The 19,755-nt window shown below is 44.9% G+C and carries 14 protein-coding genes; 10 read left to right on the top strand and 4 right to left on the bottom strand.

Annotation, left to right across the window (positions count from 1 at the left end; all coding sequences use genetic code 11):
• Nucleotides 1-63 precede the first annotated feature (63 nt).
• The 3 genes from ACHUFN_RS05880 to ACHUFN_RS05870 all read right to left on the bottom strand — a co-directional run bounded on the left by ACHUFN_RS05880 (nt 64) and on the right by ACHUFN_RS05870 (nt 2,415).
• Nucleotides 64-495, bottom strand: a complete 432-nt coding sequence (locus tag ACHUFN_RS05880) for a pilin (protein WP_394221375.1) — start codon at nt 493-495, stop codon at nt 64-66.
• Nucleotides 496-1,022: 527 nt separating this feature from the next.
• The gene (nadC, locus tag ACHUFN_RS05875; protein WP_394221374.1) at nt 1,023-1,877 is read right to left on the bottom strand and encodes a carboxylating nicotinate-nucleotide diphosphorylase; all 855 of its coding nucleotides are present in this window, start codon (nt 1,875-1,877) and stop codon (nt 1,023-1,025) included.
• 19 nt (nt 1,878-1,896) lie between these two features.
• Nucleotides 1,897-2,415: a retropepsin-like aspartic protease family protein gene (locus tag ACHUFN_RS05870; RefSeq protein WP_394221373.1), complete on the bottom strand. Its 519-nt coding sequence runs from the start codon at nt 2,413-2,415 to the stop codon at nt 1,897-1,899.
• A 189-nt stretch (nt 2,416-2,604) separates the two neighbouring features.
• Between ACHUFN_RS05870 and ampD the strand changes: the two genes are divergently transcribed.
• The 7 genes from ampD to ACHUFN_RS05835 all read left to right on the top strand — a co-directional run bounded on the left by ampD (nt 2,605) and on the right by ACHUFN_RS05835 (nt 12,602).
• The gene (gene ampD, locus ACHUFN_RS05865) at nt 2,605-3,144 is read left to right on the top strand and encodes a 1,6-anhydro-N-acetylmuramyl-L-alanine amidase AmpD (protein ID WP_394221372.1); all 540 of its coding nucleotides are present in this window, start codon (nt 2,605-2,607) and stop codon (nt 3,142-3,144) included.
• A 119-nt stretch (nt 3,145-3,263) separates the two neighbouring features.
• Nucleotides 3,264-4,133, top strand: a complete 870-nt coding sequence (gene ampE, locus ACHUFN_RS05860) for a beta-lactamase regulator AmpE (protein ID WP_394221371.1) — start codon at nt 3,264-3,266, stop codon at nt 4,131-4,133.
• Nucleotides 4,134-4,472: 339 nt separating this feature from the next.
• A complete protein-coding gene (gene pdhR / locus ACHUFN_RS05855; RefSeq protein WP_394221370.1) occupies nt 4,473-5,219 on the top strand; it encodes a pyruvate dehydrogenase complex transcriptional repressor PdhR in 747 nt (248 codons plus the stop codon).
• 211 nt (nt 5,220-5,430) lie between these two features.
• On the top strand, nt 5,431-8,106 hold the full coding sequence (gene aceE, locus ACHUFN_RS05850; RefSeq protein ID WP_394221369.1) for a pyruvate dehydrogenase (acetyl-transferring), homodimeric type: 2,676 nt from the start codon (nt 5,431-5,433) through the stop codon (nt 8,104-8,106).
• A 21-nt stretch (nt 8,107-8,127) separates the two neighbouring features.
• Nucleotides 8,128-10,152: a pyruvate dehydrogenase complex dihydrolipoyllysine-residue acetyltransferase gene (gene aceF, locus ACHUFN_RS05845; RefSeq protein WP_394221368.1), complete on the top strand. Its 2,025-nt coding sequence runs from the start codon at nt 8,128-8,130 to the stop codon at nt 10,150-10,152.
• A gap of 132 nt (nt 10,153-10,284) precedes the next feature.
• A complete protein-coding gene (gene lpdA / locus ACHUFN_RS05840; protein WP_394221367.1) occupies nt 10,285-11,706 on the top strand; it encodes a dihydrolipoyl dehydrogenase in 1,422 nt (473 codons plus the stop codon).
• A 446-nt stretch (nt 11,707-12,152) separates the two neighbouring features.
• Nucleotides 12,153-12,602 carry a hypothetical protein gene (locus ACHUFN_RS05835; RefSeq protein ID WP_394221366.1) on the top strand — a complete coding sequence of 150 codons (450 nt, stop codon included), beginning with the start codon at nt 12,153-12,155 and terminating at the stop codon, nt 12,600-12,602.
• Between the two features lie 56 nt (nt 12,603-12,658).
• Here the strand turns inward: ACHUFN_RS05835 and ACHUFN_RS05830 are convergent, their stop codons facing one another.
• Nucleotides 12,659-13,747 (bottom strand): LysR family transcriptional regulator, encoded by a 1,089-nt coding sequence (locus ACHUFN_RS05830; protein WP_394221600.1) that lies wholly within the window; start codon nt 13,745-13,747, stop codon nt 12,659-12,661.
• Between the two features lie 518 nt (nt 13,748-14,265).
• Between ACHUFN_RS05830 and ACHUFN_RS05825 the strand changes: the two genes are divergently transcribed.
• The 3 genes from ACHUFN_RS05825 (at nt 14,266) to ACHUFN_RS05815 (ending at nt 19,555) form a co-directional block, all read left to right on the top strand.
• The gene (locus ACHUFN_RS05825; RefSeq protein ID WP_394221365.1) at nt 14,266-15,543 is read left to right on the top strand and encodes an efflux RND transporter periplasmic adaptor subunit; all 1,278 of its coding nucleotides are present in this window, start codon (nt 14,266-14,268) and stop codon (nt 15,541-15,543) included.
• Nucleotides 15,543-18,665, top strand: coding sequence for an efflux RND transporter permease subunit (locus ACHUFN_RS05820; RefSeq protein ID WP_394221364.1), 3,123 nt, complete (start codon nt 15,543-15,545; stop codon nt 18,663-18,665). The genes ACHUFN_RS05825 and ACHUFN_RS05820 overlap by 1 nt, the downstream gene beginning before the upstream one ends.
• Before the next feature lie 179 nt (nt 18,666-18,844).
• A complete protein-coding gene (locus tag ACHUFN_RS05815; RefSeq protein WP_394221363.1) occupies nt 18,845-19,555 on the top strand; it encodes an SIMPL domain-containing protein in 711 nt (236 codons plus the stop codon).
• Nucleotides 19,556-19,755 lie beyond the last annotated feature (200 nt).

The following is a 19,755-nucleotide window of genomic DNA, read 5'->3' as shown; positions in this document are numbered from 1 at the left end:
TCTAATTTTCTTTGAAAGCAAAAAAGCCCAGACAGAGCTGGGCTTCCATCGCGATTTGTTGACTTAGCAAAGTGTCGAAGGCTTACACGTCGCAGTCCAAGTTACCTTTCCGCCGCTTACGGCTGGAGCTAGCTCGTATGTAGCTGCAGAAGTACCGTCTTTCACACCTGAATCAGTCGATGCTGTAGCGGTAATTTTGCCGTTTAAAGTTGTTAAACCAACTAGTGATGAGTCAGAAGTGCTATCAATATCAGAAGGGATACCATTTTTGCCACCGTCACACTCTGCAAGCGTCGCGTCAACAGTCTGTGCACAAATCTCTACCGCAGTTTTCGCTGCCGCAGTTGCGTTCGTTACTTCCGTGAACTTCGCTTTTTGCGTGTAGTTTTGGTAAGCAGGAAGTGCGATTGCTGCAAGGATACCGATGATTGCAACAACAATCATTAGTTCGATTAGGGTGAAACCTTTTTGGTTTTTAGAATTCATGTTCATCATGGTTTTTCTCCGGGACGTGTATAACACGTAAAGTTTAAATCTAATTCAAATTGACGTTTATACCCGAGTCGTTCGTTTAACGCCCCTGGTACTTGATACTCAGTATAGAATTTTATTTGTTACTGACAAGTATAGGCAGATATACCTATGTCTAGCTTTTTCAGTATGACATGGTTAGCTGAACCTTAGCAGTCTTAGCTATTTAAACTTTCGTATAAAAGTTAAAGACTTAAGTGCGTATTCCTATCTATACACAAGAAGCATTATTGAGAAATGACTGAACAGAAGGGCGAGTAACCGTATTGCAAATCATACATCTACTCTGCGCTTAAGCGTTACTACGCAACCTTAAGAAACAAGGGCGTAGTGCATAAGATTTCTACCTAGGGCTTTATTGATTGTCAATGTAGTTGAACATCAATAAAGCCTTGTAACTTCACCTTAAAAAATAGTGATAACGCAATAGCTAAGAACATCGTTGTGTAGCTATTGTGTAGGTATCACCATTAATTTTTTATTTCGCTTTACTACGACAATGTAATGCGCAATGACAAGTCAATGGCTTGAACGTGTTTGGTTAATGCGCCAGATGAAATGTAATCTACACCCAGTTTCGCAAGCGATGTCAGCCTTTCGTCAGTAATGTTTCCTGATACTTCCAGTTTACATTGCCCTTTATTAAGCGCTACTGCCTGTTGGATCTGTTCGTTGGAAAAATTGTCCAGCATCACAATGTCCGCACCAGCCGAAAGCGCTTGTTCAAGTTCAGATAAGTTTTCTACTTCTACTTCAACAGGTTTACCTGGCATCGTAGATTTAGCTCGACTTACTGCTTTTTCAATGTTGCCGCAGGAAAAGATGTGGTTTTCTTTAATTAGGAAGGCGTCGAAAAGGCCTACGCGGTGATTCTGACCGCCGCCACAACGAACAGCATATTTTTGAGCATAGCGTAAACCGGGCAATGTCTTGCGAGTATCTAGAATTTTGGTGTTCGAGCCGTCTAAAAACTTGGCGTAAAATGCGGTAACTGTTGCCGTTGCTGATAGTGTCTGCAAAAAGTTAAGAGCGGTGCGCTCTGCGGTTAAGATGGCGCGAGCTGAACCTTCTAAACTCACAAGTATAGTGTCAGCGTCAACTTTATCGCCATCTTTTACATGCCACTTTAGCGACACCGACTCGTCGATAAGGGCAAATGCCTGATTCGCCCACGCAATACCGCAAACAACGCAAGGCTCGCGTGTAATTATTGTGGCTTTTGCATTAACGCTTTCATCTATTAGGTTGGCCGTAATATCGTTTGCGGCACTTAATTCGCCGCCAAGATCTTCAATAAGCGCGTTAGATACTTGTTCTCGTATCGCTTGCATATCTGGTGATGTCATCTTCATCGCTATGGTCTATTTAGAGGGTACGCAATATTAACCAATCTCCGCGCTGAGTAAACTCTAATTGACGAAGAACACTCATTCCAAGGAGTATATGGTCATCTTGCATACCGGGGTTTAAGTTTGCTTTCACATTGCGCACGACTATTTCTCCTATGCGCAGAGTGTCAATGGTCGATTCAGCTACTCTAACAACGCCGTTAGCGGTACTGGCTAATCCTGTACGGCCTGCTTTTAGCTGAAGTCTATTTGCAAGGTGCGCTGGAACGGCAACATCGGTGGCGCCCGTGTCTACTAAAAACACAACCTCTTCGCCATTTATATAGCCCGTTGTTACATAATGGCCCTGTCGATTCTGTTTAAGGCGAACTTCGGTTTGTGAGCCAATTCGCTCTGAACTGGGCGCACTGTTTGGATTAATCTGCTTTTCTAGCAAGTCTGAGAAAACAAAAACTAAGAGGCCAAAGCCGCAGATCCATGCGAGTGCAACCATCCATCTACCCGTTGACGTGGTCGGGTCTTGTTGTTCATTCATGCATAAACCTTCTTAATTCTCATAGTGACTCGCTGTCGATTTTTACAACGCGCAAAGCTTTTGCGCTTGCAGTGCCGAAAAATCGGTAACATTGACAGGCAGCTTGATTTTCAAAGTGTTGAAATGTCACACTCAATAACCATTACAATGTAGGCATTTATGCAGAAATCAATTATTTGAGCAAACACCATGGTGCTTTTTAGTCAAGCAAGCTACACCCAAAGTCCGCATTTTGATGCCAGGCCCGTCGGAACAGATGTCAGTCTTTTAGTGATACACAATATATCGCTGCCGCCATCTCAGTTTGGTACGCCTGGAATTCGCCAATTGTTTACTGGAACGCTCGACCCTGATGAACATCCATTTTATAAAGAGATTGCTGGCTTACGCGTGTCTGCCCACTGTGTTATTTATCGAACAGGTGAAATAGAGCAGTTTGTCCCATTTGATCAACGTGCATGGCATGCTGGTTTGTCGGTATTTCAAGGGCAAAGCCGTTGTAACGATTATTCAATTGGTATTGAACTTGAGGGAACTGACACGCTACCTTTTACTGACGCTCAGTACAAAGCACTGGTTGAAGTAACCGATTTTATTACAAAGTGCTATCCTCGGATCACTTTAGGGCGAATTGTAGGTCATAATGATATTGCTCCAGGGCGTAAAACCGATCCTGGGGAAGCGTTTGATTGGGCAAAATATAGAATGAGCATTTCTATTGGGAAATAGTCGGCACGTAGCAAACCCAACAAGTTGCCGCTTACATTTAAGAAGCTGCGGCTCAATAACCCAAGTTTAAACATGGTCGCTAAAGAATTCGCGTCGCTAAATAAGGAAACTCAACACTTATGATGTTAATGAGCTTGTTATTAGTTCTCAGCTTAGAGCGGCTGATCACAAAAGAATCAAATTGGCATATAGAAAAGTATGCCAGCCAATATCTTGGTTTTCTGCGAGAAAAAAAGTGGCTGAACGACGACGCTTCATCGGCAACTCTCTACTTCTATCTTCTGCTGCCCGCCGTATTGCTTGGTTTAATTGAATATTGGTTACTTGGGGCATTCCTGACTTTTATCGAACAGAGTATTGTTCTGTTTATCTGCATTGGTTGTCCTGTATTAAGAGCTACCTATAAAAGCTTTTTGAATGCAGCAGAGCGGGGCGATTTGCAGGCATGCAGTATGTATACCGACCAACTAGGGCACTGTGCAAGCCAAACAGACAGCGATGGCAGTGCGGGTGCAGAAGGTAAAAGCTTCGGTCAGCATCTTACGTGGCTAAATTATCAACATTACGCAGCGGTGATGCTGTGGTTTATTGCATTTGGTGCACCAGGAGCATTGTTTTATAGCATTAGCAGAAGCGCAACTGAAGCGTTATGCGACGCAAATCATCCGCTGCGAGCGGCGGCAGGCAGGCTTATGTTTGCGCTAGATTATATCCCAGTGCGTGTTACTGCTTTTGGCATGTTAATGATGGGACATTTCTCACGTGCGTTGCCAGAATGGATAAAACATGCGCTAAAATTTGATGTATCTGCCTATGACGTACTTACGCGCATTTCTGCAAAAGCAGAAGTTCTTACCCCAGATGAACAGCAAAGACAGACTGAAAATGCGGCAGTTGAGCCTAAGGTGCTTGTAAAGTTAGCAAAACGTAATGTTATTTTTCTGCTTGTTATAACGTCGGCGCTTACCTTAATTGGAAGCTTGGCATAATCATTATTTTTAACATTTTATACAATAGGCGGGTTTGGTTTATATATTAAATGTATATAGATCAGGCATTTCGCCTATTGATTGGCTTATTTCTCTCCTCATCAGACCAGTTTGAAGTTTCTTAGTTTTCTTAACAAATTCAATAATAAAGCTTAACACGAAGCAAATTGCTCTGGCTTTGCTATGCTTGGAAGTATTTACCTCTAAATCGATCTGCCTTAAACTAGATAGGTAAAATGGTATTACCAATTTTGGGTGTGACTAAATTCTCAACGATTATTTTTTACATTCACTGCTGTTATAACGGCACTGGTTTAATTAAAAGGATACGAATCGCGCATGCGTCAGCAGCGAAAAAAACTCTCTGATGTAATTACCGAGCAACTTGAGTCGATGATACTCGACGGTACGTTACTGGCTGGCCAAAAGTTACCGCCAGAACGAGAGCTTGCGCTTGAATTTGACGTGTCACGTCCTTCGCTACGAGAAGCCATTGGTAATTTACAGGCGCGCGGATTGGTAGAGCGTAAGCAGGGGGGCGGCACATTCGTGAACCGTAACCTGAATTCAGCCATGACAGATCCGTTAATGGATTTAGTCAGCCAACGCCCTGAAACCCAGTTTGATTTACTTGAGTTTCGCCATGCCCTTGAAGGAATGGCGGCATACTATGCAGCGCTTCGCGGGCAACCAGAAGACTACGAGGCGTTGAAGCAAGCATTAAATGATGTGCCTACGCCTAAAGCACACGAAAGCAAGCGTGCTCAAGCCGAGGCGCTAGGGCAGTTTTATATCATTATGGCAAGAGCATCGCACAATATGGTGTTACTGCATGTAATGAGCACCATGCAAAGCATGCTGGTGGACAACATTGAACGAAATTTTGACATGTTGGCGGCGCACCCGGAAGCAGTGGAAGACATTGCTAAGCAACGTCGTGAAATAGTAGAGGCGATTGCCGCCCGCGACCCTGAGTCTGCACGCCAAGCATGTAATACGCATTTGGCGTTTATTGAAAAAACGCTTTTAACCATTAATCAACGCGATAGCCGTGTACAGCGCGCTTTGCGACGATTAGAAATTTAGTTACTTGACTAACGCGCATAACGCAAAGGGTAAGTAACTATTCATTCGCAGAGGCCGGTCAGGTTTTTTCCTGTGCCACTGCAAAAGCAGGTGAGCCAGATTGGGTCACTGTGAGTACAACGTAATTTAGTTTTCCTTCTTTTAGCGCCTTTAAGATTAAGGGCAATGCTAAAGGAGGATTTTCTATATAAGCAAAAAATAGGATGGCACCATGTCTGATATGATGCACCAAGATGTAGATCCTCAAGAAACTAAAGAGTGGATTGATGCGCTTGAGTCGGTTTTAGAAGAGGAAGGCGTAGAACGCGCCCACTATTTACTCGAAAAACTTATTGATAAAGCCCGTCGCAGCGGAGCGCATCTACCGTATGACGCAACTACTGCCTACATCAATACTATCCCAGCAGCGCAAGAGCCAAAAATGCCTGGCGACTTGACCATCGAAGCGCGTATCCGTGCCGCTATTCGCTGGAACGCATTGATGATTGTATTGCGTGCATCTAAAAAAGACCTAGAGCTTGGTGGCCACATTGGTAGCTTCGCATCATCGGCTATGCTTTACGATGTGGGCTTTAACCATTTCTTCAAAGCGCCAAATGAAAATCAAGGTGGCGACTTTATTTTCGCGCAGGGCCATATTTCTCCGGGCATTTATGCGCGTTCTTACATGGAAGGCAACTTAACTGAAGAACAGTTAAATAACTTCCGTCAAGAGTGTGCGGGCGACGGTCTATCGTCTTACCCACACCCTCACTTGATGAAAGACTACTGGCAGTTCCCAACGGTATCCATGGGTCTTGGTCCGCTTCAAGCTATCTACACAGCACGTTTCCTTAAATACCTAACTAACCGTGGTATTAAAGACTGTTCAGGTCAGCGCGTTTACTGCTACATGGGTGACGGTGAGTGTGATGAGCCAGAGAGCTTGGGTGCAATTGGTCTAGCATCTCGCGAAGGCCTTGATAACCTAACGTTCGTTATCAACTGTAACCTGCAGCGTCTAGACGGCCCGGTACGTGGTAATGGTAAAATCATCCAAGAACTTGAAGGTACGTTCCGTGGCGCAGGCTGGGAAGTAGTGAAAGTAATCTGGGGTAGCTACTGGGACGAGCTTCTTGCTCGCGATAAATCTGGCAAACTAATCCAGCTTATGGGCGAGACCGTTGACGGTGAATACCAAAACTGTAAAGCCAAAGGCGGTAAGTACACCCGTGAAAACTTCTTTAACAAGTACCCTGAAACAGCGGCACTTGTGGCGAACATGTCTGATGATGACATTTGGCGCTTGAACCGTGGTGGTCACGATCCAGTTAAAGTATTCGCTGCTTATCAAAAAGCCATTGATACCAAAGGTCGTCCAACGGTAATCCTTGCTAAAACGGTTAAAGGTTTCGGTCTAGGTGCATCAGGTGAAGCACAAAACGTAGCGCACAACGTTAAGAAAATGGACGTTGATTCAATTAAAGCGTTCCGCGACCGTTTCAATATTCCAGTAGCAGACGAAAAAATTGCTGACCTGCCTTACTTCAAGTTCGACGAAGACAGCGAAGAAATGAAGTACCTTCGCGAGCGTCGTGAAGCACTCGGTGGTTACCTGCCTTCTCGTCGCGAGCAAGCTGACGAGCAGCTTGAAATTCCTGAGCTAGGTGCCTTTGACGCAATCTTAAAAGGTTCTGGTGACCGTCAAGTATCGTCAACCATGACGTTCGTACGTGTACTTAATGCACTATTGAAAGACAAGAAAATTGGTAAGCGTATTGTGCCAATTATTCCTGATGAAGCCCGTACATTCGGTATGGAAGGCTTGTTCCGTCAGGTAGGTATTTACGCCAACGAAGGCCAGAAATACGTACCTCAAGATGCCGACCAAGTAGCTTACTATCGCGAAGATAAGAAAGGTCAGGTACTACAAGAAGGTATTAACGAACTAGGTGCAATGGCATCGTGGGTAGCATCAGGTACGTCATACTCAACCTGTAACGCTACCACTATTCCGTTCTACATTTACTACTCAATGTTTGGTTTCCAACGTGTTGGCGACCTAGCATGGGCAGCAGGCGACAGCCAAGCACGTGGTTTCCTATTGGGCGCAACAGCAGGTAGAACAACCCTTAACGGTGAAGGCCTACAGCACCAAGACGGTCACTCACATGTTCAGGCGAACCTAATTCCTAACTGTATTACTTACGACCCAACGTATGGTTACGAAGTAGCAGTTATCGTTCAAGACGGTCTACGTCGCATGTACGGTAACAACGAAAACATTTTCTACTACCTAACGTTGATGAACGAGAACTATCAGCACCCGGCTATGCCAGAAGGTGATGATATTGCTGAGCAAATCATTAAAGGTATTTATAAGCTTGAGCGCGTAGAAAACGATAAGTCTAAGCTTAACGTTCAGCTAATGGGCTCAGGTACTATCTTGAATGAAGTACGTAAAGCGGCACAAATTCTGTGTGACGACTACAAAGTGTCTTCTGACGTTTACTCAGTGACCTCGTTCAATGAACTAGCGCGTGAAGGTCAAGACGTAGCACGCTGGAACATGCTAAACCCAGAAGCTGAGCAAAAAGTGCCTTACATTGGTCAGGTTATTACGAAAGACGCAGGCCCTGCGATTTCTGCCACTGACTATGTGAAGAACTACTCAGACCAAGTACGTGCGTTTATCGAAACTGATTATCGCTGTCTTGGTACAGACGGTTTCGGTCGAAGCGATAGTCGTGAAAACTTGCGTACTCACTTTGAAGTTAATGCGTCGTACATTGTGGTTGCATCACTTTACGAATTGGCTCAACGCGGTGACGTTGAGAAGAAAGTGGTAGCAGAAGCCATTAAGCGTTTTGATATTAACGCTGAAAAACTTAACCCACTTTACGCGTAAGCCAGATAAGGTATTTTACATATGTCAGATATTCAAAAGATTATCGTACCCGATGTAGGCGGCGACGAAGTTGAAGTTATCGAGCTATGTGTTGCCGTAGGCGACAACATTGAGGCTGATGAAGGCGTTGTTACTGTTGAAAGTGACAAGGCGTCAATGGACATCCCAGCACCGTTTGAAGGTGAGATTGTGAGCCTGTCTGTATCAGTAGGCGATAAAATCAAAGAAGGCGATGTGATTGGTGAGATGAAGGTTGCAGGCGGTGAAAGTGACGATGATAGCGCTGCTGAAGAATCATCTTCAGACGACGCGTCACAAAAAGAAGCGCCTAAGCAAGAAGAAGCACCAAAAGAAGAAAGCAAGTCAGAGGCAGCGCCAGCTGCGTCTGGCAGCAGCGAAGTCATTGAAGTTGCAGTACCGGACATTGGTTCTGATGACGAAGTAGACGTAATCGACGTTTTGGTTTCAGTGGGCGACACCATTGAAAAAGAAGATGGTCTTATTACCCTTGAAACCGATAAAGCAACCATGGACGTGCCTTCAACGCACGCAGGTACGGTGAAAGAAGTATTCATCAGTACTGGCGATAAAGTGAAAGAAGGTACGGTAGTGATTAAGCTTGAAGTAGCGGGTTCTGGCTCGTCTTCAAGTGAATCGGCTTCTAGCGAATCAAGTGCAAGCGAGTCTTCTTCAAATGCCTCTTCTGAGAAGAAAAGTGCAGAGCAAGAATCAGCGTCTGCAAGCAGCGAAACCATTGAAGTTGCTGTACCTGATATTGGTGAAGACGGTGAAGTTGACGTTATCGACGTGCTTGTATCGGTTGGCGATACCGTTGAAAAAGAAGACGGCCTAATTACGCTAGAAACTGATAAAGCCACAATGGATGTACCTTCAACGCATGCAGGTTCTATCAAAGAAGTCTTTATCAAAACAGGCGATAAAGTTAAGCAAGGCACCTTGGTTGTTAAGCTAGAGACCAGCGGCGGTTCGTCTTCAAGTGCAGCTGAAAAGCCTGCTGAAGCGCCTAAGCAAGAAGAGACTAAACAAGAGTCACAGCAAGAAGCCTCGCAAGGCCGCTCTCCTGTGCCTCCAGCACCAGAATCGAAGGGCACGGGCAAAGCGCACGCTTCACCATCTGTGCGCCGTATTGCTCGTGAGTTTGGTGTAGATCTTACACAGGTTAATGGTTCTGGCCCTAAAAACCGTATCTTGAAAGAAGACGTTCAAGCCTACGTTAAAGCTGAGCTTGCGAAGCCTCGCACAGCAGCAGCCTCTGGCAGCGCGCCAGCAGGAGACAACGTACTTCAAATTGTGCCAGTTAAACCTGTTGATCACAGCAAGTTTGGTGAGATTGAAGAACAGAAGCTTTCTCGTATTCAAAAGATTTCTGGACCCTTCTTACACCGTAACTGGGCAACGATCCCGCACGTTACGCAGTTCGATGAAGCTGATATCACTGAAGTTGAAGAGTTCCGTAAAGAGCAAAACGCCTACCACGCGAAAATTAAGTCTGGTCTTAAGATCACGCCACTAGTTTTCGTAATGAAAGCGGTAGCGAAAGCGCTTGAGAAATACGAAGTATTTAACTCATCACTGTCTGACGACGGCGAGAGCTTGATCATTAAGAAGTTCATCAACATTGGTATTGCGGTTGAAACACCGGGAGGCCTTGTTGTTCCTGTTATTCGTGACGTGAATAAGAAAGGTATTGAGCAGCTATCTCAAGAACTTATCGACACCTCGAAGAAAGCCCGTGAAGGCAAGCTTAAAGCGGCTGACATGCAGGGTGGTACATTTACTATCTCTAGCCTAGGCGGTATTGGTGGCACAGCGTTTACGCCTATTGTAAATGCACCAGAAGTCGCCATATTAGGTGTTTCTAAGTCTGAGATGAAGCCTAAGTGGAATGGTAAAGAGTTTGAGCCGCGCCTAATGGTGCCGCTAAGCTTGTCTTACGACCACCGAGTAATCGATGGTGCGGTAGGTGCAAGATTCTCTACCGAGGTTGCAGCAAACCTTACTGACTTACGCAGGATCATACTTTAAATAAAAGGCCGAAAAAGTTTACAATATTAAAGACTTTTTCGGCGATTTTATAAGTCCATTTGGTGGCATTTAGGTTATGCTATGGCGCAAAATTTTTAGCTAAACCCTACAAGAACAGAATTGAGGTTCACAATGAGCGAAATTAAAACGCAATTGGTGGTACTGGGCGGCGGCCCTGGCGGTTATTCAGCAGCATTCCGCGCTGCTGACTTAGGCATTGAAACAGTTATCGTAGACTCACGCGACACGCTTGGTGGTGTTTGTCTTAACGTTGGCTGTATCCCTTCAAAAGCCCTTCTTCACGTTGCTAAAGTGATGAAAGAAGCGAAGCACCTTGCTAGCCACGGTGTATCGTTTGGCGAGCCTACCATCGATTTAGATAAAATCCGCGAGTACAAAGACGGCGTTGTTAAGCAATTAACAAACGGCCTCAGCGGTATGTCTAAAATGCGTAAAACCAAGCATGTTCAAGGCTTTGGTAAGTTCACAGGCGCAAACACCCTAGAAGTAAAAAATGGTGACGACGTTACTACCATTACTTTCGAAAAAGCGATTATTGCTGCAGGCTCTGAGCCAGTAAGCCTACCGTTCATCCCAGAAGATGACCGCGTAATCGACTCAACTGGCGCGCTGGAAATGAAAGACATTCCAGAGAAAATGCTAGTACTAGGCGGTGGTATCATCGGTCTAGAAATGGGTACTGTGTACGAAGCACTTGGCTCAAAAATTGATGTAGTTGAATTCTTAGACCAGCTTATTCCAGCGGCTGACAAAGACATCATGAAAGTATTCATGAAAGACTACAAAGAAAAATTCAACATCATGCTAGAAACCAAAGTTACTGCAGTTGAAGCAAAAGACGATGGCCTGTATGTAACGTTTGAAGGTAAGAATGCACCTTCAGAGCAAGTACGTTACGACAAAGTACTTGTTGCTGTTGGCCGTAAGCCAAACGGTAAGCTTGTTGGTGCTGACGCCGCTGGCGTTAACGTTGACGACCGTGGCTTCATCAATGTTGACAAACAAATGCGTACTAACGTTGAGCACATCTTCGCAATCGGCGACCTTGTAGGTCAGCCTATGCTTGCGCACAAAGCGGTTCACGAAGGTCACGTTGCAGCAGAAGTGATTGCTGGACAGAAGCATTACTTCGACCCACGCGGTATTCCTTCAGTTGCTTACACTGAGCCAGAAGTTGCTTGGGTTGGTGTTACTGAGAAAGAAGCAAAAGAGCAAGGTCTAAGCTACGAAACCGCTACGTTCCCGTGGGCTGCATCTGGCCGCGCAATTGCGTCTGATGCCACTAACGGTATGACCAAGATGATCTTCGACAAAGAAACAGGTCGAGTAATTGGTGGTGCAATGGTAGGTACCAACGCTGGCGAAATGCTTGGTGAAATTGGTCTAGCATTGGAGATGGGTGCTGACGCAGAGGATGTTGCACTAACTATCCATGCTCACCCAACGCTTAACGAGTCTATTGGCCTAGCGTCTGAAATCTTCGAAGGAAGCATTACTGACCTTCCAAACCCGAAGGCAAAGAAAAAGAAGTAAATTAGCTTCTTTTTATAAATTGAAAACCCGCTCATTGAGCGGGTTTTTTTATGGGTGAAGAATAGTCTGAATATTAATTATTACCCAGCACGTTCACGGCTTTTCACCATGGTGGTTCCTTTACATTGCTAATGCGCGAGCACGGTACTGGAAACGAAAATTCACGGCTATTTACGCCATTAATTGAACTGGTCTACTTTGTAGAGTGTGGTTAGCTAAGCTATAGATAGGATCAAGAATGAAGGAAACGTGAATTTTTATTGAGCACGTATTAAACAGCCACTCACATTAAAGTTATTTTAAACGCCACCAATTGCAGCAAAAAATTATACCAAGAGCCAATATCTGCAAATGCTACAACGATGTAAACTTGCGCTAAATATTCGAGAAAATACCAGTAGCCTTTTCTTAATGCTTTTGCAAGATATCTACACGAGCAATACATTATGACTTCATCATTTAAAAACAATGATACAGCGACTTCAAAAAAAGGTACCCAGTTTAAATTTGGCCATTACTCAATCACATTAATTGATACGATTATTTGTTCCGAATTGTCAGGGCTAGCAACGCCTGAAGCGCTTAGAGAATACGACAAGGAAATCGAAAAAATTATTTTACAACTTGAAGGAAAGCCTTGGGGGTTTCTAGCCAATATTCACGGTACAGGTATTGTTACGCCAGAGGCTGAGGGCATGTTGATAAAAGGCGTGTTGAGAAGAAAGTCTATGGGCATGTATGCAAGCGTTATTGTTGCTGCCGATACTGAAATTCCAGCCTTAGTTCAACAGCAGTTTGCGCGTATTTACAAGGCTAGCGATGTATCTTATGCCTTCTGTAGCACTAAAGAAGAGGGTATAGCATGGCTCAAGGAGCAGGGTAAAGCTAAAGGTTAATGGCGAATAATGGAGCCGTGATTGCCGGCTCCGTGAATGCGTTTTAATACGAAGGGTTAGGCGATCACTTTAGATTTGGCATCATTGACCGCTTGCTCAACGGTAATTTCAGCTTCTTGTTCGCCTTGTTTTAAATGTGCAGGAGTGAACTCTTCACAGTCCATATTACGTTGGTCCATAAATCGTTTTACAGTTTCAGCACAGTAGGCTTTACGGCAACACTGTGACAGCAGCATTTCATGGCGCTGAACGCGTTCACGGATAAACTTAACGACTAGCCCTCTAAGCCATTGCAATCCAGCATCTTGGTCTTGGCGCTTATGCCACATAACAGATAGCGGCGAGCTAATAATTTCTATAGGTGTTTCAAATACCGCAAGCTCGCCCGAGAATATTTCACGCTCCATCACCAAGGAAGGGGCAACACAAATTAGATCGCTTTCTTTCAATAGTGGTGCGGCGTTGTAAAACTGATTTACCGACATTGCAACGCGGCGTTTAAGCCCTAGATTAGCCAATACCTGATCGGTAGGGCCAGTTACATCGCCCGTAACAGATACTAAAAGATGATCGGCCGCAACAAAGTCTTCTAGCGTCATCTGCGTTTTTGCCAAGGGGTGGTCTGGGCGCATCAAGACAACCCAACTGGGGTCTAGCACATGTTCCGCGCGAATTACCGAGTCGGGTTCTTGCAGCTTTGAAAACGTAAGCTCTGCCTCGGCATCTTTCAATATCTTGTTGGTTTCCATATCGTAATTAGGAATTGCATGAATATTGATGCCTGGCGCTTCATTCTCAATAACCTTGCGAAGCGGGCCCCACACAATAGAAACGATACTATCGGTGGCGGCTATTCTGAAAGTTCGCTTTGCGGTAGCTGGGTTAAAATCAGTAGGATTAACTGCCACCTCAAGCTCACCTAACGGCCCTTGAATTTGGCTCCACAAATTTTTAGCAAACGAAGTGGGTTGAATGCCGCGTCCATCCTTAACAAACAACTCGTCTTTCCATGCGGTGCGCATGCGCGATAGCGCATTCGAAACGGCTGGCTGTGTCATTGATAACCTATCAGCGGCACGCGTAATCGCCCCTTCGGTCATTATGGCATCAAATATCATCAGTAAGTTTAAATCATGTGGACGCATCATCGTCTCCGGTGTTTTGAGCATTTATGGCGCGTGGTGCTAATACTACGTAAACACGCCGTAAACCCATCCATGGGGGCTCCGCTACCGCATCCCTGCGGTAGAGGGTTCACTCCGTATTACCAGCACGCGCCATTTCATTTCTTTAAACAAGTATTTCCAATTTCTTTTTGCTTTTTTCGCTCGTGTCAACGTAATGACATACTTTTTTTATAGGTTAACTCTAAATATATTCACATACAAAATGAATGCGACGAATAACTGTACTTTGTTTTGGTAATGAAACGTGGCTGTAGCCCACGTTTTATCTAAGTTGTTAATAGTGTTGCATTATTTCTTCACAGGTGCGCTCGTTTCCTTTGAACATCATCGAAGCTCTCGCTACTCATCGTATGTATTTTTTCTATACATTGAAAAATGTGATGCATTGCATATAAAAAGATAATTATTTTTATTGTTTGTGGTGGTCCATAATGCATCTCATCAAACTTTAGTCGAACTTAAGAGAGAATCTTGCAATGAAAACTTTTACCCGTTTATTAGCAATTATTAGCCTAACTGCGCTAGTCGCTGCATGCGGTAGTGACGAGCAGGATCCTAGTCAATCTATGCAGGCGAACGCTGGTGTTCCTGTAGATGTCGCGGCAGTTGTATCGCAGCGTTTAACTGAATGGGACAACTTCACTGGTCGTTTAGAATCGCCTCAAATTGTGGCACTTCGCCCTCGCGTTTCAGGTTACATCGATTTTGTCGCTTTTAAAGAAGGCGAATATGTAGAGCAAGGACAAACCTTGTTCCTTATCGACAACCGCACTTTTAAAGCCGAAGTAGCGCGTTTAACTGCGCAGCTTGATGAAGCGAAAAGTCGACTAGAGCTTGCAGAACAAAACTACAAGCGCGCAAACAAACTTCGCAAAACACAAGCGGTGTCGGAAGAAACGCTTGATGCTCGCTTAGCCGAGAAAAACCAAGCGCTGGCCAGCTTTAACCAAACACAAGCTGCACTTGAAGTAGCACGCTTGAACCGAGGCTTCGCGCGTGTTGAAGCACCAATCTCTGGCCGAATTTCACGTGCAAATATTACCGAAGGTAACTTTGTTACTGCTGGTCAAACTGAGCTAACGCGCATTGTTTCAACTGAACGTTTATATGCGTACTTTGACATTGACGAACAAACCTACCTTAATTATGTATCAAGCAGCAAAGCGACATCTGTGAATGACAAACCTGTCGCATTGCGCCTAGCTAATGAGTCTGATTATCAGCACTGGGGCCAAATCGATTTTATCGACAACCAAGTGAATGGTAATACGGGAACATTACGCGTTCGTGCGGTTTTTAATAACGAAGATGATCATTTAATTCCAGGCTTGTTTGCTCACCTTAAATTGGCTGGTGGCACAGACGAACAGGGCATTCTTATTAAAGAAAAAGCCATTGGTACCGACTTGAACAACAAATTTGTACTGGTGGTTAATGATGAAAACAAGGTTGAATACCGTGCCGTTACCCTAGGTGACAAAGTAGGCAGTATGCGCATCATTAAAAGTGGTCTAACACCAAGCGACACAATAGTTGTAGACGGCTTACAGCGTGTACGTCCAGGCGCGCAAGTGGCGGCGAACGAAGTGCCTATGGGTGACCAAGACGCACTAGCAAGCCTAGAAAACTGGCAGTCACAGGTAGATAACGTAACTGAAATAACCAACATGGCGCATTATGAAGACGTACTCGTTAGTGGGTCGGCATCAGGTAGTTCAGTAGCAACTGGCTCTGTAACAGTAGGTCTTAAGTAATGAATATTTCGCAATTCTTTATTAGCCGCCCCATCTTTGCGGGCGTGCTATCACTACTCATCTTCATTGGAGGCGCCATAGCAGTATGGCAGCTTCCTATCACAGAATACCCAGAAGTAGTGCCCCCAACAGTGGTGGTCACAGCCAATTACCCGGGCGCAAACCCTGAAGTTATCGCGGAAACGGTGGCAACACCGCTTGAGCAAGAAATTAATGGCGTAGAAAACATGTTGTACATGTCTTCGCAAGCAACCAGCGATGGTCGCATGACGCTTACCATTACGTTTGCCATAGGTACTGACCCAGACGAAGCAACTACACTGGTTCAAAATCGTGTTAACCGTGCAACGCCACGCTTACCTCAAGAAGTACAGCGTTTAGGTGTTGTTACTGAAAAATCGTCGCCCGACTTAACCATGGTAGTTCACTTAACGTCGCCAGATAACCGCTATGACATGCTGTATCTGTCTAACTATGCCGACCAGTTTGTAAAAGACGAGCTAGCGCGTATTGATGGTGTTGGGCAGGTACGTTTGTTCGGCGCAGGTGAATTCAGTATGCGTGTATGGCTAGACCCAAATAAACTCGCCGCGCTGCAAATGAACCCTGGTGATGTAGTGGCTGCAATAGCCGATCAAAACCAGCAAGCGGCAGCGGGTAGTCTTGGTGCGCAGCCTACTGGTACAAGTGAATTTCAACTATTAATTAATGTGCGCGGTCGCCTTAAAGACGAAACTGAGTTTGAAAATATTATTGTTAAAACGGGTGAAAACGGCGAAATTACACGCCTGAAAGATGTTGCTCGTATTGAGCTAGGCTCTGAGTTCTACGCACTTCGCTCACTTATTAATAATAACCCAGCAGCAGCGCTGCCTATATTCCAAGCACCAGGTTCAAACGCCATTCAAATTTCAGATGATGTGCGTGCACGTATGTCAGAACTGTCGCAGCTTTTCCCTGAAGGCTTGGAGTATGAAATTGCCTACGACCCAACGGTGTTCGTACGTGGCTCTATTGAAGCAGTAATTAGTACATTGCTAGAAGCCGTACTATTGGTTGTGCTTGTTGTCGTGCTTTTCCTTCAAACGTGGCGCGCATCTATTATTCCACTGGTAGCGGTGCCTATTTCATTGGTTGGTACATTTGCCTTTATGCAGCTAATGGGTTTCTCATTAAATGCATTGTCATTGTTCGGCTTGGTACTGGCAATTGGTATTGTTGTCGACGACGCCATTGTTGTTGTAGAGAACGTAGAGCGAAACATCTCTGAGGGCAAAACGCCTTTCGATGCCACTGTGCAAGCAATGAAAGAAGTAACTGGGCCTATTATTGCAACAACATTAGTACTTGCTGCGGTGTTTGTACCTACCGCGTTTATGAGCGGCTTAACCGGTCAGTTTTATAAGCAGTTTGCACTTACTATCACTATTTCTACAGTAATCTCGGCAATTAACTCGTTAACGCTGAGCCCTGCACTATCAGCCTTACTGCTTAAGCCTCACGGCAAAGCAAACGACTGGCTAACGCGCGGTATGGACAAAGTGTTTGGACGTTTCGTGTTTGCGCCTTTCAACCGCTTCTTCGACCGTGGCTCTAAAAAGTACACCGGTGCTGTGGGCGGCCTTATTCGCAAAAGCAGTATTATTATGGTGCTTTACGCTGGATTGCTTGGCTTAACTTATTTCCAGTTTGCCAATACGCCAACTGGCTATGTACCGCCGCAAGACAAACAGTACTTGGTTGCTTTTGCTCAGTTGCCTAACGCTGCAAGCTTAGACAGAACCGAAGAAGTTGTTCGTGAAATGTCGCGCATAGCCATGGAGCACCCGGGTGTTGAAGATGCCATTGCATTCCCTGGCCTTAACATAAACGGTTTTACGAATAGTCCTAGTTCGGGGGTGCTGTTTGCCACGCTTACTGACTTCGAAAAGCGTAAAAGCCCAGAACTGTCAGGTGGTGCAATAGCTGCGCAACTAAACCAAAACTTTGGTTCAATAAAAGGTGCATTTGTAGCCATCTTCCCACCGCCTCCTGTAATGGGGTTGGGCACCATTGGTGGCTTCCGTTTACAGGTTGAAGACAGAGGAAACCTAGGTTTTGAAGAGCTTGAGCGCGTAACGCAAGAGGTGATAGGTAAAGCATGGGCGCACCCAGCACTTACCGATGCCTTTACCAGCTTTACCGTTGCTGTACCTCAGTTAGACGTTGATGTAGACCGCGAGAAAGCCGTTAGCCAAGGTGTGGATATTGATACCTTGTTTACCACTATGCAGGCTTACTTGGGCTCACTATACGTGAATGACTTCAACCTGTTTGGCCGTACTTATCAGGTCAATGTGCAGGCTGATGCGCAATATCGCCAAGATATTGAAGACATCACGCAGTTTAAAATTCGAAATGCGCAGGGCGAGATGATTCCGTTGGGTTCGTTCTTGAATATTGAGCACAGCGCTGGTCCAGACCGTGTTATGCACTACAACGGGTATATTACTGCAGAAATTAATGGTGCGCCAGCGCCGGGCTATTCTTCTGACCAAGCTAAAGCGGCGATTGAAGAGATTCTGGCAGAAACACTACCGCTAGGCATGACCTACGAATGGACTGAGTTAACTTATCAGCAAATTCTTGCCGGTAATGCATCTGCCTTTGTATTCCCACTGGTTGTGTTGTTGGTATTCCTAGTACTTGCTGCGCAGTATGAAAGCTTACGTTTGCCATTGGCGATAATTCTCATTGTTCCAATGACGTTACTAAGTGCATTAATTGGCGTACAAGTTTACGGTGGTGACAACAATATCTTTACCCAAATTGGTCTGATTGTTTTGGTGGGTCTTGCTACGAAAAACGCCATTCTTATTGTTGAGTTCGCAAAAGAGCTACAAGATAAAGGAATGGACGCGCTATCAGCCATTAAAGAAGCGAGCCGCTTGCGTTTGCGCCCTATTTTGATGACATCAATAGCCTTCATTATGGGCGTATTGCCAATGGTTATCTCTAGTGGTGCTGGTGCAGAAATGCGTCAAGCCATGGGGGTTGCAGTATTCTCAGGCATGATTGGTGTCACTTTCTTTGGGTTAATTCTAACACCTGTTTTTTACTACTTGCTAAAGCGCAACGGTTAACTCTCCCGTCTACCCAAGCGTTGCCCTCTTAAGGGGCTCTTTAGGCCACTCATCTGAGTGGCCTTTTTTTTGCCACTATTGGTCTACTTTTGTCTCGTTTTCTGATACTTAAAAGCTTACATTCCCTTTTATCATGTGAGCCAAGTCAGAATCAGCTCAGCATACAAACGGAGAGTCAAATGAAAATAGGTGCAGCGGTAGTAATGGCATTGGGCATGGTGGTTGCGGTGTCTTTACTTGGTGTTCAAGTATCCTCAGCCATGAACGACATGCAAACGTGGGACAGGGTTGTCACTGTAAAAGGGTTATCTGAAAGAGAGTACCTCGCTGATCAAGTTATTTGGCCTATTCAATTTGTTGATGCGGGTAATGATTTACCTCAGCTTTACGAGCACATCGAGAAAAACAGCTTAAACGTTGCAAATTTTTTAGAAGAAAAAGGCATTGATGCAGAAAGCATTACGATTGGAAAGCCTGAAATTAATGACAAGCTTGCGCAGCAATACGGTGGCAATGAAAAAGCGCCATTTCGCTATAGTGCTGTACAAACCGTAACCGTTTTCTCTGACGATGTAGAAATGGTGCGAGAATTAATGCAGCAAATTGGTGAGCTTATTAAAACCGGCATAGTGCTTTCAGAGCAAAGCTATCGCGCTCAACCAGATTACGTGTTCACGCGTTTAAACGATGTTAAGCCCGCCATGGTTGAAGAGGCCACGTTAAATGCACGTGAAGTGGCTGAAAAATTCGCGAAAGACTCAAACAGCACTTTGGGCAAAATTAAACGTGCTAACCAAGGGCAGTTCAGTATATCAAGCCGTGACAGTCACCATCCTCACATTAAAAAAGTACGAGTGGTATCAACGATTGAGTATACGCTTGTAGACTAAATGTCACCGTAATTATTAGGTATCAACTCACACTTTTTTATGTTTTAACAATTGCATTGTCTTGGTGCCTGTTTACCTTAGCCGCTTTGTTTTATAATAAGGGTTAAAAGGCGCCGCCATCTGGGTTAATGAAGCGTGTATAAGGCTAAAGGCTAAAGGCTAGTAGCTTAATCTGTTTGCATGCGTTTAAATTTAAGTGG

The sequence above is a fragment of the Alteromonas gracilis genome (assembly GCF_043642145.1).
Classification (GTDB): Bacteria; Pseudomonadota; Gammaproteobacteria; order Enterobacterales; family Alteromonadaceae; genus Alteromonas; species Alteromonas gracilis_B.
This window is presented reverse-complemented; position numbering and strand designations above follow the sequence as displayed.

What these genes read in the sequence shown, in the direction of transcription:
- ACHUFN_RS05880 (WP_394221375.1), bottom strand. Translation starts at nt 495, where the DNA reads ATGATGAACATGAATTCTAAAAACCAAAAAGGTTTCACCCTAATCGAA.
- nadC (WP_394221374.1), bottom strand. Translation starts at nt 1,877, where the DNA reads ATGACATCACCAGATATGCAAGCGATACGAGAACAAGTATCTAACGCG.
- ACHUFN_RS05870 (WP_394221373.1), bottom strand. Translation starts at nt 2,415, where the DNA reads ATGAATGAACAACAAGACCCGACCACGTCAACGGGTAGATGGATGGTT.
- ampD (WP_394221372.1), top strand. Translation starts at nt 2,605, where the DNA reads ATGGTGCTTTTTAGTCAAGCAAGCTACACCCAAAGTCCGCATTTTGAT.
- ampE (WP_394221371.1), top strand. Translation starts at nt 3,264, where the DNA reads ATGATGTTAATGAGCTTGTTATTAGTTCTCAGCTTAGAGCGGCTGATC.
- pdhR (WP_394221370.1), top strand. Translation starts at nt 4,473, where the DNA reads ATGCGTCAGCAGCGAAAAAAACTCTCTGATGTAATTACCGAGCAACTT.
- aceE (WP_394221369.1), top strand. Translation starts at nt 5,431, where the DNA reads ATGTCTGATATGATGCACCAAGATGTAGATCCTCAAGAAACTAAAGAG.
- aceF (WP_394221368.1), top strand. Translation starts at nt 8,128, where the DNA reads ATGTCAGATATTCAAAAGATTATCGTACCCGATGTAGGCGGCGACGAA.
- lpdA (WP_394221367.1), top strand. Translation starts at nt 10,285, where the DNA reads ATGAGCGAAATTAAAACGCAATTGGTGGTACTGGGCGGCGGCCCTGGC.
- ACHUFN_RS05835 (WP_394221366.1), top strand. Translation starts at nt 12,153, where the DNA reads ATGACTTCATCATTTAAAAACAATGATACAGCGACTTCAAAAAAAGGT.
- ACHUFN_RS05830 (WP_394221600.1), bottom strand. Translation starts at nt 13,747, where the DNA reads ATGCGTCCACATGATTTAAACTTACTGATGATATTTGATGCCATAATG.
- ACHUFN_RS05825 (WP_394221365.1), top strand. Translation starts at nt 14,266, where the DNA reads ATGAAAACTTTTACCCGTTTATTAGCAATTATTAGCCTAACTGCGCTA.
- ACHUFN_RS05820 (WP_394221364.1), top strand. Translation starts at nt 15,543, where the DNA reads ATGAATATTTCGCAATTCTTTATTAGCCGCCCCATCTTTGCGGGCGTG.
- ACHUFN_RS05815 (WP_394221363.1), top strand. Translation starts at nt 18,845, where the DNA reads ATGAAAATAGGTGCAGCGGTAGTAATGGCATTGGGCATGGTGGTTGCG.